Below are 15,377 nucleotides of genomic sequence, written 5' to 3'. Positions count from 1 at the left end.
TCGCCTGGGTTGGGCAATTGATGTAGCCGCACGAACCGCAGCAAAGCGGTGCACTAGCCGGGGTGGCCACTGCGGGGGTCGTGGGGAGCATGGATCCGGTGATACCCGCGGCAACGGCCGGCGAAGGGGTGCCGCCGAGGATCACGACGGGATTTGACGTTGCGGCTTCAGCCGTCGCGGAGACAGAGGTGGGGCTTGTTGCCGCCGACGCAGCGAGTTCGGCCTTCGCCGCTCCAAGGGACAGAGGCGCTATGAGCGCATGGGCGTTCGCCGACGTTTCCGGCGACCGCAGCGCTGCCAAAGACAAGAACCAGTTTTCGTCTCCCGCAATGGATGCTTCGGTTTCCGGTTTCTTCCCGCGCGGGAGGACGCGTTGCCAATTCTGCAATCCGAGAGCGACACGGCTCCAACCAGAAGCTTCCTCAAAAGCCTTCGTCATATCTGTGTCCTCGAGAAAGAGGGGGAATAAGCCTGAAAAAACCGATCGAGGGGGCAGCCGTCGAGATCGGAAAGGCCTCGGAGCGGCGGCTTCAATGTCAGGGGACCGAGCGCCATCGCGGTACCGCGCGGCCGTGCCGATGGGGATCGTGGGACCGCGACAGGGCGCGTGGCGGCTCGAGAGCTCATGCTTCTCGACACGGCACCCGGCCGTGACTGCAGGCTCGTCTTTGCAGTGGTTGCCGCGACCATGGCACTTTCCCGCTAGCCCCAACGCGATAGGTCGGCTATGAAATTAAATAAGGTATTTAATATTATTTTACCCATTAGTCGAGCGGTAAATTTGCCGCAAAAAATCACAATTAAATCAACGTGTATAACGACATATCCTCAACCTGAGCGGTGTGCGTGTGATACACAAATGCGTTATCCACTCCTATTTTGCGCTGGATTAAATTCGTGAGGGTCCTGCATCATCGAGAATGTTTGGATGCGGACCGATCCATAATTAAATGCTTAATAATAAATTAGACGAAGAAAAATAAATAATATAATAATCCCGGTCTGGGCCTCGAGCCCTCGGGGACGCACAACGCGAACGCGCGGCTTCCCAGCCAAGTTCTGCTTATTGAATTTTGCTGATCCGATTTCAGAGAGATTTAGACCGGGAGCCGTCGATGGATCGTCATGCCGAGTTCAAGCTAGTTTGCGACAATTGCAACTCACTGAGCATTCGGATTGACCTTGCTGAGGGGGCTCCGTCCTCGACCCCGATCCGGTGTGGCCATTGCGATGCGCCCCGGGGCACGTTGGGTAACCTTCGACGCCTTGCCAGCAAATGTGATTCGCTCAAGTCCGACCTGGACAAGGCGTTCTTTCCAGCGAGACGTACCCCTGACGCGCTTGAAGGCGGTGACCTGCGATAGGGTCCGGAGGCGCATTTCCCATCGTTGCCGTCTGTGGGGCTTTCCGGCCAACGGTCATACGTCGTCCGGCTCGCCCGCGTATGAGCCGAGCGTTCCCCCACCGCAACACTCGCGCGGCGAATTCGTCGCTTCCACGCGGGGTGCATTCAGCGGGCGACGAAACCAGTCACTGTTCTCGGGATGGTCGCGCCGCCGGATAGACTGGCAGGAGCGCACTGCAGCATCGGCGCTATACTTTTATCCGCGAGCGAGAGTCGACTATTGCAAGCCAGCCACACAGAGATCTCGCTCGCATATGCGGGAAGTGTTTAGTTCGATTTGAGAAAAGAGGTAAGGACGCTTCGCGTCGCGCCCGATTTAAGTTGCTTCGTTTCGTGGCTCGATTTAAACTATTCAAAGCGGACGCGAGTTAGTCTTTCGTCCGGCCGTCGAATTTCCGGGCGGAAGTTTGCGAGACATGTGATGAATTTTCATGCGTAAAATTGTCGCAGGCGGGATGAACCATCATCGATGATCGCCGACTAACGAAAGTGACGATTGCCGACCACCGGTCATTTGTTTGGGTGAGGGGGTCAATAATGAGAAATATTTATAAGTCGAGTGATTGCGTCCTTTGGGATTCCCTTAACGCGATCAAGCAGGCGCAAATTCAGCTTCATCTTTTAAATGGTGAGGGAGCCAACCCAACCGTCATTGCCTCCCGAATTCAACTCTGCGACGTTCTTCTGGGTGAGATTTCGGGCATCCGTACCAGTCTCGCCAGACATCTCGAGTATACACGCGGCGCGGCGCCTGTTCAGTTGCACAGCTAAGATATCTCGGCGAACGACGCGCTCAGGAGCGGTGAGCGTTGTCGTCCGTCGCCTTCTCGCTGTTCTCGATCCTGAACTCCTCCAGCTTGCGCCCGGACTGCAGCGCGGCGACGAGCCATCGGGGTTGCTTGCCGCGACCGGACCAGGTTTCGGTTGGCTCCATCGGGTTGCAGTATTTCGGCGGCACCCGTGGATATCTGCGGCGCGGCCGTTCGGCGCCCGGCTCGGAACCTGCATTATCCTGCATCGGCTCGGGCGGATTAAGTTGAGCCAGGCGTTTCTCCAGCTCGAGCTTCTCGGCCGTGATTCTCTCCGACAAAATCTTCGTGATCTCTTCGTGGAGAAGCCAAAGCTCGTCGAAAGTCATAGTCTCTAAATCGGATTTGCGCATCGTGCTCTCGCGACCAATTTGAGCCTGAGCGGAGGCAATTTCTCTACAAAACACACTCTCTGCTCAGGCGATAAAAAGCGCTGAGCGCCGACGTGAATGGAAGACATTATATGTGACATAAATATTATATCCAATGATTTATTTAATGCTTGATAATTCGTTTTTTATTGGCAAGCTATAGCGGAATTTCAGACGATCTACGGAGTTTAAATAAATAAATAATTGTGCGGAAATGTGGTTTAAGTTGGTATTGTAAGGGTTTGAGAAATGGACCGTATTGAGCTTCCCCTCTGCCATCTTCATGAGACCGTCAGTCGCTTTGTCGTCCCCTCCGCCGCCCTGCGGGACATTCGCGCCTTGCAGGCCCAGATCGAGCTTCGACGTCTCGCCCTGAGGGATATCGAGGTAATTCGCTGCCGGCTACGGCCGCTCATGCGGCGGAGAAGCAAGCGCGTTATCCCGAGCCTGCGTAAGAGGGATGGGAGGCGATTGCGCCAGGCGCCGGCATTCCGCGCCAGGGGCCTGCGCGAGTCCTGCGCCGTGTAGCCTCTTCAAATTTGGTAACATATCTTATTGCGAGTTCCCTTGGGCTGTTGCAGCTTCTGGAATAGGCTGTGGGTACATAAATGTATGCACGGCGGATTTATCCAGAACTTGCCGGGGAACTTTTTGGTATTCCCCTTGATTAATAATGAACGAGGCCATATGACAGCCGATTATTAAGGCGGAACTGCGGGACGACCATGTCGGCGAAAGAAATCGAACTAAAGTCCATGTCTTTAGATGATCTCTGGTCACTTCATGAAGAGATCAGCGCGATATTGTCGGCCCGGATCGAAGCGGAAAAGCGCGAACTTGAGAAGCGGCTGGCGGTTCTTAGCAGGGGTGTGAGTGGCGCGCGTGAGTCGGACGATGCGCGCGCGCTCCAGGGCGGGAAGCCGCGGCGGAAGTATCCGAGAGTACTGCCGAAATACCGTAATCCGAAGACTTCCGAGACCTGGTCGGGCCGTGGCAAGCTGCCTCGGTGGCTTGTCGCCGCGATGAAATCAGGAAAGAAAATCGAAGAGTTTCGGATCAGCGAGAGCGGTTCGAAGGGCCGGCAGCGCGCCTGATCCTCGACGAATTCTGGGATCGCAAATCCTCGATATCTGGTCGATAAACGACAGCTTGGACAGCATGCGAGCCATGCCATCCGGGTTTAACCGTCTTGCGTTCGTTCATTGGTGCCCCATTGCCGAGGGCGGCTTCGATCCGACCCCTGGAGCGTTTCCGGGCGACGTGGATACCTGCTGGTGTGAAGGAAAAACGCGCCAACAGCGTCGGTTCTGATGCGATCAGAACCGAATACGGTCAAAAGGCGTTGCGCGCGCGCAATACTTCCATTGGGGTTCGGAGCAGAATTGCGAGATCCAGTCGTAGACTCCAGTTGTCGATGTACCACAGGTCGAATTCGACCCGTTGCTCGATCAGGGTCCTCGTGGGCGTCGGGCCGCGGCAACCATGGATCTGAGCCCAACCGGTGAGCCCGGGCTTGACCCGCCGGCGGAACGCGTAGTGCTGGACCGCCTCGTCGAATTGACTGTCGTGCGCCATCGCATGCGGTCGCGGTCCGATCAGGGACATGCTCCCTTCCAGGACATTCAGGAGCTGCGGCAGCTCGTCTATGCTCGTCCTGCGCAGCCACTTGCCAATCCGGGTCACGCGACTGTCGGCGGGCCCGGCTTGGGTGATCGAGGGTCCGTTCTCCAGCACACGCATGGTGCGAAACTTGTAGATCGCAAAGCTCCGGCTGTTGAAGCCGCAGCGTTGCTGCCTGAAAAGGACGGGGCCTGACGAGTCCAGCTTGATGATGACGGCAACGAGCGCCAGCAGCGGCGCCAACATGATCAGGCAAATCCCAGCGCCGATCAGATCAATGCTTCGCTTGGCGGCGCATTCAATTGGGGTGAGAGGCCCGCGCTGCACCTCGACGCCTATGGCGCTTCCGAGATCCCGGGTCGGTCGCGCGAACATCTCCGATGCAGCCCCGACCGGAACGAAGACGACCGGAAACGGCAACACTCTTAGCTCGGCCACGAACTCGCGCAACTCGCACCATCGGTTCGGATCTGCTTCCACAATGATCTGTTCAATGTCGAAGCCGCGTGCATGCCGGACGACAAGGCCGCTAAGTCGCCTGCGGTAGCTTGAACTGGCGCCGGGCCGAGGCAGGCTGAAATGTCCAGCCAAGCGAAATCCCAGTGCCGTGAGCGCCTCCGCCAACCCGGTGTCCTGCGATCGCGCCTGGTCCGTGATCAACACCACATTGCCGCCGGAAAATTTCCGGTCGTTGAGGCCCTTCGAGAGCAGGGCTCTCATGACGCCCCGATGTCCGATCAGCATCGCCAGGCCGACGACGGCAAAGGCGATGCCGGCGCCGCGGGAGAGTTCTGCGCCAATGTTGAAGGCGCCGACCGCTCCGCTGAGCAGAACGAACACGAATATCCAGGAGAGGCAAACGGCGTGGACTTGACGGCGAAATGCGAGCAGCTCAGGTGGCCTGTACATGCCTCGCATCTTCAGCAGGGAAACGCAGAGCGCCGCGACGACGATTGCGGAGCCTACGGCCTTGCTGACATCGGCTGCAGTCGCGCCGGCATACAGCCGGTAAAGCAGTGTGGAAAGAATGCCGGCGATCAGGATGATCGCGACGTCGCTGCAGGTCGCGAACAACTCAATGGAGCGATAGCGGATCGGCCATTTTCGTTCTGACTTCAGCGGTGGACTGAAGCTACGAGCGGCAAACTCGCCGTGGACGTCCGCTGCAATGTTGCGGCTTATGAAATTCATGGCTTGCTGAAATGATCAAGGGTGGCCCGTCTTAACCATTATTTAATGTATAATAAACTATTAAATAGAGCAACTATTAATTGCGAAATTAAATGAATTAAATGCGACGCTCGTTGTGGGCCCGCGCGTCGCTGGAGCGGTTCCTGTAGCCGCCGGGCGCGCATCCGGGTGCATTGGGCGGCACGCGATAGCGCTTCTCGCTGCCCATGTGGAGCGGCGCGGTAGCGGCGTAATGGACGCATGATCTCCTCCCGGAGATCATGCCGTGCCGGCAGCGTCGCCGGGCATAAGCCCGCCGAATCACCGAGTGATCGCTGGTGTAATTGTGACCGATGGTGAAGTAATTGGCGTCGGTGTCGTGATCACCGTGCTTGTTCCGCCCGCGGTGGCGGCCTTGAGTGCGTAGCCGTTGGTCGCGTAGATGATCGGGTCGTTTGCCGTGGCCAGGACCGTTCGCACGAAATTCAGGAACTTGGTGGTTTCGACCGTGGCAGAGTTGGACGTGTAGATGACGTCCTTGTTCCGCATTTCAAAGGTTTGAGCGAGGAAATAACCCGAAGGATCGCGGAAATTGATCAGATAAACTATAGGAATGATCGGACCCTTAAAGGGCCTGCAATCGACGCCCATTTCCTTGGCCACCTCGCGCGTCTCGCCCCGATACAGGAAGACCGACGACGGATCAGCCAATCCATCGTTCATGCCGCCCTGCTTGCCTACCGCCTCGGCTAGCGAGATGCGCCACGCATCGAACTTGAATTGCCCCTGCAGGCCGGACGCACCGAACGCGACGAAGGTCTGCGGTTGGCTGTAGAGATAGATGACGTCGTTCGGCAACACGTAGATGTTGTTGGAAGGCTCGTACATCAATGCGCCGAACGGGACGCTAGCCCGGTGTCCCTTGCGCTCGAGCGAGACCCACATGTCATAGCCTTGCGTCGCAGGTCCGCCGGCTCGCGCGATGGTGTCGATGATGCGCTCGGCGGACGGACTCGCACGAAAGCGGCCGGCGTTGCGCACGTCGCCAAGCACGCTGACCAAGGACGTGTTCTGCTCGGCCAGAGCCACGACGACCTGCGGCTCGAGGGCTCGGCCCTTGAGCTTGTCCGTGACCTCGTCACGGATCTCCGATGGGGTGCGGCCCAGCGCCCGGATCGTGCCCGCGTACGGAACGGCAATATATCCCTTCTCGTCCACCGCCTGGTTTGGAACCGTAACGAAGTTGCCGGCGCGGACGCCGGCGTCCGATGTAAACAGGCCGCCGGCTGCGGATTCGAATATCGTGATGCTCACCGTGTCGCCCACGCCGAAGCGGAACGCCTTCGCCGGCGCCCTGTCGGCAAAGGCCGAGGACAGCCTTGGCGTATAGCGGCCGAGGACTTCGACAACCTCGGGCGTCAGCTTGACCAGGGCGTAGGGGAGGGTGGCAGGCTCAAGCCCTTCCGACGCCGATCGGACATCCGTCGCCAGCGGGCCGGATCCAGGCGTGATAATGCACCCGGCACAAGATAGCGCCAGGAGGCCAGCAACGATCCTCCCACATGTTTGCAGCGCAATAATGGTGATTATCCCCAAGTCGTCCCAGTAGGGGTAAGGTACATTAATACGCGATTCAGGCCAGCGAATCATCGCGTTAATCTGAAATGCAACCGGTGCTTGTTGCCGATATGCAACATGGCGGGGAGGGGCGGGGGCGCCCGATCCCCGACAGGGTATCGAATCCGCTTCAGTTGGAGACGGTCAGCCCGTAGCGGATATAATGATCGTCGCGATAGTAGTCGCTGCGGTGCGTGTCGTAGCGAGACATCGCCTTAATGTCGGTCTTGTTGAGAACCGCTCCGATGAGGCACTCGTGGATATTGGGGGCGGTGTGCAGCGCATGCTTGACGACGTCGACCTTCGTCTGTCCCCATTCCACCACCAGGACGAAGCAGTCGATGAAGCTTGTCGTCGAACGCACATCGACCAGGGGGGTCAGCGGCGGAAGATCGACGATGACGTAGTCATACGTCGATCTTAGCTGATCGAACAGCTTGCGCATCGAATCCGCCGCCAACATCTCGCTGGTGTGAAGCACTGGTGTCCGGCTGATGGCGGGCAGGAATGCCAGATTGGTTTTCGGATCGCGCCAGATCGTCTCCTCGATCTGCTTCCCCTGGGTGACGACGTCTACGATGCCTGTAGTGGCGTTCGCGGCGAGGCTGGCGGAAAGCGATGGGTTTCGGAGGTCGCAATCGACGACGATGACGCTCTTGCCGCTATGGGCGATGAGCTGGGCGAGCGAGGCTGCGACCGTTGTCTTACCCTCATTGGGCAAGGCCGAGGTGATGCCAATCACCTGATTGGAGGCTTTGCTGGGATTGAGGTCTATAGCGAGTTTGATGGCGCGGATCGACTCGGCGTACCGAGATAATGGCTTGCCGATGATGGTCCTGTGAAATGTCGAACCAGTGGAAATCTTTCGCTGCCGCATGTCATGATCGGAGTTCCATGACGCTGCCTTTGCTGTCGACGACCGCTTTTCGGCCCGCAATGCCGGCACCAGCGACAGGCACGGTAATCCCAGCGTGGTTTCGATCTGCGAGGACGTACGGAAGACGCGATCCATCATTTCCCTGAACAGGCCGAGCCCCAAGCCCAGGCCAAGGCCGCCGAATAGACCCATCATCATGATGACTGATCCCTTCGGTTTGCTCTTGCTCTGCGGCGGCACCGCGGGATACATCACCCGCGCTTCCGCGATAGGAAAACCTTCTTGCTGCGCCGAGCCCACATAGCGCTGCAGGAACGTATCGTGCAGGCTGCGCAAGCTTTTCGCCTTGCTTTCCAATTCGCGTATTGTGATCTCGGCCAGGTTTGTCGTGCGCGACTGCTCCACAGCCTCCGCCATTCGCTTCTCAATCTCCTGCTGCCGCTGCTTGGCGACCTCTAATTCGCTCCGGCTCGTCTCCGCATACCGCTTGACCTCGTCGAGGATCGACCCGCGAAGCTCGCGCATCCGATTTCGTAAGTTTACCACCGCGGCGTGGTCGCGGCCAAAACGTGGCGCCCACTCGGCGACGCGCCGTTCGAGCTCTAGATATTGCTGGCGAAGATTGGTGATGATGGGGCTGTTAAGTGCATCCGCGCCCCCTGCATCCAAATTGCCGATCGATGGCGAGTTCGCCGGGTTGGCTTCCAGAATTGCCTCGTAGCGGTTCAACTTCGCCAACGCCTCGGACGTTTGCGCGCGCGCGGCGACCAGTCGGCCGTTGAGGTCCGAGACCTGCTGCTCGTCGATCGGCCTTCCCCCGGAGGAAATGACGTTGTTCTTGGACTTGTAGGCACTGACCGCGCGTTCAGCAACGAGGGCCTGCTCTCCGAGCTCCTGTAGCCTCTGCTGCATCCATTCCCTTGCCCGCCGATTTGTCTCCTGCCTCGCTTTTTCCTGATCGGCAAGATAGACGCTCGCGATCGCGTTGGCGATCTCGGCCGCTCGTACTGGGTCGCTCGAACTGTAGCCGATCTCGATCAGATCGCTGAAGCTGATCCGGTTTACTGAGACGCGGCCCTGAAACGCACTGATGAGGCCATCCTGCGGCTCGCTCGGCGGAGGCGGTTGCAGATCCTGCGGCGGAGACAATCCAAATACAGCACGAACTCGCTCAAGCACAGACGGCAATGACCGCGGCGATGGCTTGAAATCGGGGTCGTCGGCAAGGTTGAACTGAGTGATGATCTGGACTGCCAGCCCTCTCGATTTGAGGACCTCTACCTGAGTTTCGAACAGACTGCGGTCGAAGGCCGGCTCAGCCAAGATCGATTGTTGCCGGATGAATTGCGCCTTGGCACTATTCTCGAGCATGACCTGGACCAGGGCGGTATAGGTCGGCGGCGTGATCCGCAGATAGATCAGGCACGCGGCCATGCCGAGTGCGGTTGCAAGAATGATCACGACGTACTGACGTCGCAGGAATGCAAGAGCGGTATTAATGAGTTCGCCGATCCCTCCGCTCTCGGCCACATCGTTGTAGGCGGGTGCGCGAAGCCTGTCGGGTTGCAGCATGTTGCTCTGGAGCATTCGGTGTTCGCCTCCGCCACCTGTGAATCCGCCGTGCCGCCGCCAGCGTAAGTTTTGGCATGGCCCGCCGAATGCCGGGCGCCGTGCTGGCCTGCACTTAATAAATATACCGGAAAATGTGGTTTGTTCAAATTAAATGTAGGATGGTTAATTTACGGATGCTGAATGTGGCCGTTCGCGGGTATTTTTCGCGGCTATTTAATGTGTGGGACGTTTGAGTAATCTCCGCAAGCATCTCCGCAAAATCGCGGAGAGCGGGAGGTTCGTCCGTGGCCGCCATAAGCGAATTAAGGCTTACTCTGTAGTAAAATCTTCATTCAGCCAGGAAACAGGCTTGTTCGTGAATGGGTTGAGCGGAAGCTGCGTGGCGGTTCCCCGAATCTAGATTCAGCGATAGGTAACGTCCGAGATAATATATATGTCGTGTGATAGCGACATAATCGATTGACATTTAATTTGCTGCGATCTTTATTTATTGCCGGAGTATCCGGTTGGTCATTTCGGGTGTTGGAGATGCTGAGACGGGGAACCATGCGGCTTGTTTGAGGACTCCGATGCCCAGCTTTTCGGCTTCCCGCCATTTCCGCGGATGCCGGGCGGATATCGAAGCAACAACAGCCCGGTTCTCGCTCGGCCGCTCCAGGTCCGTGACTACCGTCAGCGTCGATCCCCTGGCTGCAGGTCGGCGCGGGGCTGAAGTTGGCAGCATTGGAGGCTTTGATGCACGACGAGCTCTATACTGACGGGGTGGAAGAGATCACCATTGGCGGATCGATCGTCCGTGTCGATCTGGTCAGCCTTTCGCCGACCGAACGCGACGCCAACAATGCGCCGAAGAAGGTGTTCCGGCAAAGGCTGATCTTTTCCGTGGAGTCGTTCGCGAACTCAGTCGAGGTGATGCAGAACGCGCTGCAGGGATTGGTCGACGCCGGCGCGGTGCGGCGCAATCCGCCGAAAGGACAGGCCGGCCAGGCCCCGACCACTTCGACGGATCGCGAACCGCCCAACAGCCCACGGTCCCCCAATGTCTCAAGCAATTTCCGTTGAAGCCGACCTCACGGGCGCGGAAGCGTCGCCTGTGAGCGCCGACGAGACCTTGCGCCCGGCCTTGCGGACAGAACTTGAATGTCTCGCAAAGGTCGCTGCTTATCACGGCGTCGATCTGCCGGTTGAGCGGCTCAAGCACAGCTACGCCATCGACGGGGTTCCCGTCTCGGCAACTCGACTGCTGCGCATGGCGAAGGAAGCGGGCATGCGCGCAACGCGCACGCAGCTTGACTGGGGGGCGCTGTTTCGGTTGGGAGAGGCTTATCCGGCTCTGCTCCGACTTTCGAACGGCAACTGGATCGTCGTTCTCGGGGCAGGGCAGGGAGCCGATGGTGCGGAAGCGGTTAGCGTGTTCGATCCGCTCGCCGAGCGCCGGGACGAGCCTCTGATCGTCGACAGGGATACGTTCTGCACCCGATGGGGTGGCGAGGCTATCCTGATCAAGCGCGAGCGGCTTGCTTCGGACCATCGGCCGGCGTTTGGGCTGCGCTGGTTCATCCCCGAACTGGCCCGTCAGTGGCGCCTGTTTGTCGACGTCGCGATCGCCGCCATTATGCTCTATGCGCTGGGGCTCGCGACACCGATCTTCTTCCAGCTCGTCATCGACAAGGTCCTTGTGCACGAGAGCTTCACCACGCTCTATGTGCTGGCAGCCGGTGCGACTGCCGCGCTGGCGTTCGACGCGATATTCGGCTTTCTGCGACGCTATCTTTTGCTCTATGCGACGAACAAGGTCGATATCCGGGTGGCGACCAAGACGTTCGGTCACCTCCTTGGCCTGCCCGTGACTTTCTTTGAGCACATTTCGGCCGGCGTCCTGGTGAAGCACATGCAGCAGGCGGCGCGAATTCGCGAGTTCCTGACCGGCCGTCTGTTCCTGACCACGCTCGACGCGCTGTCGCTGTTCGTCTTCCTCCCGGTGCTGGCGTTCTACAGCGTCAAACTGACATGCATGGTGCTGGCCTTCACTGCCGCGAGCGGCATGGTCGTTGCGCTGCTGATGGGACCGTTCCGGCGCCGTCTCTATAATCTCTACCAGGCGGAAGGTGCACGTCAGGCTCTGCTGGTCGAGACCGTGCACGGCATGCGCACGGTGAAGTCGCTGGCGATGGAGCCGCTGCAGGGCAGGGTCTGGGACGATCGCTGCGCACAGTCGGTGACGATGCGATTCGGCGTCGAGAAGATTTCTGCCGCCGCCCAGTCGACCACCGGATTTCTTGAGAAGATGATGACGCTCGGAATCATCTCCTTTGGAGCGCTCGACGTCTTCAGCGGCGAGATGACCATCGGCGCGCTGGTCGCCTTCAATATGCTGGCGGGGCGCGTGTCGGGACCGCTGGTCCAGTTGGTGACCATGGTTCATGAATATCAGGAAGTCGCGCTGGCGGTGAAGATGCTGGGCGAGGTGATGAACCAGAAGCCCGAACGCGATGGTAATCGCGAGGGGCTGCGGCCCGACTTCGCCGGCAAGATCGAGTTCGAGAATGTCTCGTTCCGCTACGGCTCGGAAGGCGCGCCGGCGCTGGATGATGTCTCGTTCTCCATCGCCCCGGGATCGATATTCGGGATCGTCGGCCGAAGCGGCTCCGGCAAGACCACGCTAACGCGGCTCATTTCCGGGATGTATCCGGTGCAGCAGGGCCTGCTGCGCGTCGACGGATACGATTCGAGGGAGCTCGATCTCGCCCATCTGCGCCAAAATCTCGGATTGGTCTTGCAGGATAACTTCCTGTTTCGCGGTACGGTTCGCGACAATATCGCCTGCGTGAAGCGCGACGCGACCTTTGCAGAGGTCGTCCGCGCGGCCCAGCTCGCAGGAGCCGATGAATTCATCGAACGGCTCCCGCGAGGCTTCGACACCATGCTGGAGGAGGATGCCTCGAACCTGTCGGGCGGACAGAAGCAGCGCCTCGCGATCGCGAGGGCGCTGATCGTCAACCCGCGCATCCTGATTCTGGACGAGGCAACGAGCGCGCTTGATTCCGAAAGCGAGATGATCATCCGGCGCAACCTGCGCCGCATCGCCGAGGGGCGCACCGTCATCATCGTCTCGCACCGGCTGTCGATGCTCGCAGACGCGAACCAGATCCTCGTGATCGACCGCGGCCGGATCGTCGACGTCGATCATCACGACCGGTTGCTTTCGAAGTGCATGATTTACCGACATCTCTGGAACCAGCAGACGAAGCAGATCGCATGACCAAGCCTGAGAAATCCGGCAGCGATGCAAACGCTCCGGTGCGGACGACCGAACGGCGGCGGCGCGGGCTATTCCGGCCCACCAGGCGCCGGCCGCAGGTAGTGACGGAATTCCAATCCGACGCGATCGAGGTCGAGCATCGGGCGCCGCCGCGGATCGCCCGCGTGACGCTCTATTGCGTCCTGGCTCTGATACTCACCGCGATCGGCTGGGCCGCGGGGTCGCAGGTTGACATGATCGTGACGGCGCAGGGCAAGCTGGTCACCACGCGCCCCAATCTCGTCGTCCAGCCGCTCGAGACCTCTGTCATCCGCGAGATACATGTCAAGCCCGGCGACCGGGTCAATCGCGGCGACCTGCTGGCGACGCTCGATCCGACATTCTCGCAGGCGGATCTCGACCAGTTGAGCAGCAAGGTCGGTGTGTTCAATGCCGCAATTGACCGTCTCAAGGCTGAGTTGAATCGTGAGGAGTATGTGGTCGGCGAATCCGCCAACGCCGACCAGGTCCTGCAACGCAAGATGTTTCTGCAACGCAAGGCGGCCTACGATGCGCAGGTGGAGAACTATCAAGCGCAAATTGCGTCCGCACGCGCCAATCTGAAGACTGCGGAGAACGAAGAGACAGTGCTGCTTCAGCGGCTCGAAACGATGAAATCGATCGAGGTCATGCGCGCGACGCTGATGGACAAGGAAGTCGGCTCGAAGCTGAACTTGCTGCTGTCGCGCGATGCTCGCCTCGATGTCGAAAGCAATCTGGCCCGCGTCCGCGGCAATATCGCCGATTATACGCATCGTCTCGACAAAGCCGAGGCGGACCAGAAGGTCTACGCCGAGGATTTTCGCAAGACGGCTTATCAGGACCTCGTGGAGACGCTGGCGAAGCGGGATAGCGCGGCGGAAGATCTGAAGAAGGCTGAGCTTCGCCGGCAGTTGATCGTGTTGAAGGCGCCGGCCGATGCAATCGTGCTCGATATTGCCAACCGAACTGTCGGTTCGGTCGCCCGTGAGGCCGAGCCGATGTTCGTACTTGTTCCCCGCGATGTGCCGCTGCGGGCCGAGGTCAATGTCGAGGGCAAGGACGTCGGCCAGGTTTCGGTCGGCCAGCCTGTCCGGATCAAGTTTGATGCCTTTCCGTTCCAGAAGTATGGGACAGCCAAAGGCGAGGTAGCCGTCATCAGCCAGGACTCGTTCCCGCCGGATCCGAAAGCCGAAGGTGCGCACCGTCCGACCGCTCCCTATTACCGCGTATTGGTCGACTTGTCCGATACGCACCTTCGGCTGCCGGCGGAGCGCGCTCAATTCATCGCCGGCATGGCGGTGACCGCCGAGATGAAAGTCGGGCGGCGCAGCGTGATGTCCTATTTCCTCTATCCATTACTTCGCGGCCTGGACGAAAGTATCCGCGAATACTAGTTGCAGACACAAATTGCATATCGGGCATTTCATGAAGTTGGAATCCAATGCCAGTCGCCTGCTGGTGGTGCCCGTGACCGCGAACGAGCGGTCATGGACGTCGAGCTTGGTGGACTACGCGCCGAGAGGTTTACAGCGGTGCTGGCTGCGGGAGCACGGTCACTGATCTCATATCCAAGAAATTGAGGACATTTTCATGCAAGATATCCCCGTTGGTATGGGCGTCGTTGGATACGGCTATTGGGGGCCGAATCTTGTACGCAACTTCGTCAACAACCCTTCCGCTCGCCTCGTTGCGATCGCCGACCTCGATCCGGGCAAGCTTGCGGCGAGCACGCGCCTCTACCCGGGCGTGGCCACCACTGACCGCTACGAGGACTTGCTCAAGGATCCGAGCATCGATGCGATCGCGATCGCCACACCGGTGCGAACGCATTACGAGTTGGCGCTTGCAGCTCTGAAGGCCGGCAAGCACGTTCTGGTGGAGAAGCCACTGGCGCCAAGCGCGGATCTTGTACGCCGACTTATCGACGAGGCCGATCGGCGAAGGCTAACGCTGATGGTCGACCACACCTTCCTCTATACGCCGGCGGTTCAGAAAATCCGCGAACTGGTGCTTAAGGAAGAGCTCGGCGAGATCTATTATTACGACAGCACGCGCTCGAGCCTTGGCCTATTCCAGAGCGATGTGAACGTCATATGGGACCTTGCGGTCCATGATGTCTCGATCATTCAGTATATCTTGAACGAGGACCCCGTGGCCGTCTCGGCGACGGGATCTTGCCATGTGGCCGGCACGCCGGAGAACATGGCGCATATCACGCTGTTCTTCGATAGCAAGTGCGTGGCTCATGTGAGCGTCAACTGGCTCTCGCCCATCAAAGTCCGTCAGACCTTCGTAGGCGGGAGCAAGAAGATGATCGTCTATGACGATCTTGAGCCGACCGAGAAGATCAAGGTCTATGACAAGGGCATCACCCTCGACGAGCCGTCCGAAGACGCCCATCAATTCCGGATTGGATATCGGGCTGGCGACATGTGGGCGCCTCACATCTCCGCGAAGGAGGCGCTGCAGACCGAGATCGAGCATTTTATCGATTGCGTGCGTACTGGATTGCCCCCGATCTCCGGCGGCATGTCGGGCCTGCGTGTGATCGAAATTCTCGAGGCGGCATCACGCTCGATTGCCGACCAGGGCCGGCCCGTTTCGCTGACCGGGAGGCGAACCTCTGTAACGCCGGTCAGAGCCACGGCCTGAT

At 59.2% G+C, this 15,377-nt stretch carries 9 protein-coding genes; 5 read left to right on the top strand and 4 right to left on the bottom strand.

From position 1 onward, the window contains the following. Window positions 1–2,198: 2,198 nt before the first annotated feature. A complete protein-coding gene (locus ACZYOF_RS02955; protein ID WP_130576751.1) occupies window positions 2,199–2,567 on the bottom strand; it encodes an H-NS histone family protein in 369 nt (122 codons plus the stop codon). A gap of 743 nt (window positions 2,568–3,310) precedes the next feature. Between ACZYOF_RS02955 and ACZYOF_RS02950 the strand changes: the two genes are divergently transcribed. Next, a complete protein-coding gene (locus tag ACZYOF_RS02950) occupies window positions 3,311–3,679 on the top strand; it encodes an H-NS histone family protein (RefSeq protein ID WP_130576749.1) in 369 nt (122 codons plus the stop codon). A gap of 238 nt (window positions 3,680–3,917) precedes the next feature. Here the strand turns inward: ACZYOF_RS02950 and ACZYOF_RS02945 are convergent, their stop codons facing one another. The 3 genes from ACZYOF_RS02945 to ACZYOF_RS02935 form a co-directional block, all read right to left on the bottom strand. Next, window positions 3,918–5,396 carry an exopolysaccharide biosynthesis polyprenyl glycosylphosphotransferase gene (locus ACZYOF_RS02945; RefSeq protein WP_463714749.1) on the bottom strand — a complete coding sequence of 493 codons (1,479 nt, stop codon included), beginning with the start codon at window positions 5,394–5,396 and terminating at the stop codon, window positions 3,918–3,920. A gap of 300 nt (window positions 5,397–5,696) precedes the next feature. Then, window positions 5,697–7,025, bottom strand: coding sequence for a polysaccharide biosynthesis/export family protein (locus ACZYOF_RS02940; RefSeq protein ID WP_130576745.1), 1,329 nt, complete (start codon window positions 7,023–7,025; stop codon window positions 5,697–5,699). 97 nt (window positions 7,026–7,122) lie between these two features. Then, window positions 7,123–9,456: a polysaccharide biosynthesis tyrosine autokinase gene (locus tag ACZYOF_RS02935; protein WP_463714748.1), complete on the bottom strand. Its 2,334-nt coding sequence runs from the start codon at window positions 9,454–9,456 to the stop codon at window positions 7,123–7,125. A gap of 720 nt (window positions 9,457–10,176) precedes the next feature. Between ACZYOF_RS02935 and ACZYOF_RS02930 the strand changes: the two genes are divergently transcribed. The 4 genes from ACZYOF_RS02930 (at window position 10,177) to ACZYOF_RS02915 (ending at window position 15,376) form a co-directional block, all read left to right on the top strand. After that, complete coding sequence (locus ACZYOF_RS02930) at window positions 10,177–10,503, top strand: hypothetical protein (protein ID WP_130576743.1); 327 nt, start codon at window positions 10,177–10,179, stop codon at window positions 10,501–10,503. Then, window positions 10,481–12,703 carry a peptidase domain-containing ABC transporter gene (locus ACZYOF_RS02925; protein ID WP_463698624.1) on the top strand — a complete coding sequence of 741 codons (2,223 nt, stop codon included), beginning with the start codon at window positions 10,481–10,483 and terminating at the stop codon, window positions 12,701–12,703. The genes ACZYOF_RS02930 and ACZYOF_RS02925 overlap by 23 nt, the downstream gene beginning before the upstream one ends. Further along, on the top strand, window positions 12,700–14,118 hold the full coding sequence (locus tag ACZYOF_RS02920) for an HlyD family type I secretion periplasmic adaptor subunit (protein ID WP_282526382.1): 1,419 nt from the start codon (window positions 12,700–12,702) through the stop codon (window positions 14,116–14,118). The genes ACZYOF_RS02925 and ACZYOF_RS02920 overlap by 4 nt, the downstream gene beginning before the upstream one ends. 196 nt (window positions 14,119–14,314) lie before the next feature. Beyond that, window positions 14,315–15,376, top strand: a complete 1,062-nt coding sequence (locus ACZYOF_RS02915; protein WP_463714747.1) for a Gfo/Idh/MocA family protein — start codon at window positions 14,315–14,317, stop codon at window positions 15,374–15,376. The last annotated feature ends 1 nt before the right edge of the window (window position 15,377 follow it).

This window comes from Bradyrhizobium sp. LeoA1Lang, from assembly GCF_055413685.1.
Note: the sequence above shows the minus strand (reverse complement) of the source record. Positions and strands in the feature narration are given on the sequence as shown.

Excerpts from the sequence above, each read along its gene's own strand:
- ACZYOF_RS02920 (WP_282526382.1), top strand. The coding sequence starts at position 12,700 with ATGACCAAGCCTGAGAAATCCGGCAGCGATGCAAACGCTCCGGTGCGG.
- ACZYOF_RS02945 (WP_463714749.1), bottom strand. The coding sequence starts at position 5,396 with ATGAATTTCATAAGCCGCAACATTGCAGCGGACGTCCACGGCGAGTTT.
- ACZYOF_RS02930 (WP_130576743.1), top strand. The coding sequence starts at position 10,177 with ATGCACGACGAGCTCTATACTGACGGGGTGGAAGAGATCACCATTGGC.
- ACZYOF_RS02925 (WP_463698624.1), top strand. The coding sequence starts at position 10,481 with ATGTCTCAAGCAATTTCCGTTGAAGCCGACCTCACGGGCGCGGAAGCG.
- ACZYOF_RS02935 (WP_463714748.1), bottom strand. The coding sequence starts at position 9,456 with ATGCTCCAGAGCAACATGCTGCAACCCGACAGGCTTCGCGCACCCGCC.
- ACZYOF_RS02955 (WP_130576751.1), bottom strand. The coding sequence starts at position 2,567 with ATGCGCAAATCCGATTTAGAGACTATGACTTTCGACGAGCTTTGGCTT.
- ACZYOF_RS02940 (WP_130576745.1), bottom strand. The coding sequence starts at position 7,025 with ATGATTCGCTGGCCTGAATCGCGTATTAATGTACCTTACCCCTACTGG.
- ACZYOF_RS02950 (WP_130576749.1), top strand. The coding sequence starts at position 3,311 with ATGTCGGCGAAAGAAATCGAACTAAAGTCCATGTCTTTAGATGATCTC.
- ACZYOF_RS02915 (WP_463714747.1), top strand. The coding sequence starts at position 14,315 with ATGCAAGATATCCCCGTTGGTATGGGCGTCGTTGGATACGGCTATTGG.